Source organism: Neobacillus drentensis, assembly GCF_036965645.1.
Classification (GTDB): Bacteria; Bacillota; Bacilli; order Bacillales; family Cytobacillaceae; genus Neobacillus; species Neobacillus drentensis_D.
The window spans coordinates 1-1,775 of record NZ_JBALPZ010000203.1 but is presented as its reverse complement, the minus strand read 5'-3'; the positions used below and the strand labels follow the sequence as shown (position 1 = coordinate 1,775).

Annotated in this window: 1 pseudogene; it reads right to left on the bottom strand. The window is 35.5% G+C overall.

The features are described from left to right. Window positions 1-53: 53 nt before the first annotated feature. Window positions 54-1,613: pseudogene (locus tag V7266_RS28130) on the bottom strand (IS1182 family transposase); the annotation flags it as partial. Between the last annotated feature and the right edge of the window lie 162 nt (window positions 1,614-1,775).

The following is a 1,775-nucleotide window of genomic DNA, read 5'->3' as shown; positions in this document are numbered from 1 at the left end:
GATTTCACTTTTTTCCTTTTTTTCTCATCTATTCAGACAAGATCTTACGATCTTGCTGCATATTTTCTTAAGTTTACGGCCATCAATGCTAGGCCTATGTCGTTTTCAACTTTCGATTTACCACGTACAGAAAATCGAGTGAAACCTAGATTAGCCTTCAGAAATCCAAAAATTGGTTCCACGTCAATTTTACGTTGACGATAAATAGCACCAGTTTTATCTTCTGAAAGCTTCTTTCTAATATATTCTTTTTGTTGTTCCCACTTCTCATTTACCATTAGCTTTCGGTTTTTTCCTTCTTGCGCCTTTGTACAACTTACTCGAAGTGGACAATCCGTACAGTCTTCACATTCATAAATTTTAAATGTGCGCTGGAAACCTGATTTATCTGTTCGATTCGAATGATATTGAAACCTCACTTGTTTTCCGTTCGGACATGTATAGGCATCGCTTTCTGCATCATACAACCAATTACTCGTTTTGAAAGGATCCTTTTTAGATTTCTTCTTTTGTTCATTTAAGTAGTGACCATATGTAATCAGCGGTGTACGTTTGCGCTTTGTTAAAATATCATCGTAATTTTGTTCGCTGCCGTATCCTGCATCTGCGACGATATGTTCAGGTAATGAGAAATACTGCTCTTCAATTTGATCAAGAAATGGTGTCAGTGTTTTTGTATCCGTTGGATTAGAAAAAATACCGTAAGCAAGTGTATATTGTCCTTCAGATGCTATTTGAAGATTATAACCAGGCTTTAATTGGCCGTTTTGCATATAGTCATCTTTCATTCGCATAAATGTCGCATCATGGTCTGTTTTTGAATAACTATTCCGAGTACCAAATATCTCGAAGTCTTTTTGATATTTCTGCTTTCGTTCAATCCAATCATAACCCTGTTTCAAGATTTGTTTAGGTGTTTTTCGTTCGCTGCGTAACTTTTTGCGTTCGTTGACATCACTAGAAATCTCGATTTTTTCGGTATATTCTTCAATGACTTCCTCTAGCTTTTCAGTGATTTGTGAAAGCTCCTCAATTGAAAGTTGTTCGTCGTTTTCTCGTGTTATTTCAGGGATGATTTGTTTTTCAAGCAGCTCATTGTAAAGCTGATTCGACTTCTCCACTAGATTCTTATTATATTTTTCAACGGATTTCTTCCATACAAAGGTGAATTTATTAGCGTTCGCTTCGATTTTTGTACCATCAATAAAAATCGACTCTTGATTTATTAGCTTTTCTTGCACAAGCTGGCAGCGAAATTGAACAAAGCATTGACGAATCAATTCTTTCATTTCTGGATGTACACGGTGACGATTGATTGTACGGTAACTTGGTTCATAGCCTTGTGCTAGCCACATCATACGGATGCTATCCTTCACCAGACCCTCAATTTTTCTACCCGAGAAAGCAGATTGTGTATAACCACATAAAATAATTTTAAGCATCATGCGTGGATGATGGGCAGGACAACCTGTATGGCGTAAGAAAGAGTCAAAGGCTCCATCAGGAATACTTTCTACTAAATGGTGAATGGAAAAAGCAATATCATTTTCTTGTAATTTTACTTCTAAATCTAAAGGTAAAATCATTTGATTCATGTTATAATTTTTAAACATAAGGACACTTCTTTCTGATTTAAATTTGGTAGGGGTACTTAAATTTTATCAAAAGATGTCCTTTTTGTTATGAAAAAAAACAAAGCCTGTGAAATTTTACTCAACGTAAAATTTCACAGGCTTTTTAAGTTTTAGAGGGGGTTTTGTCCCAGCCTCTTTTTT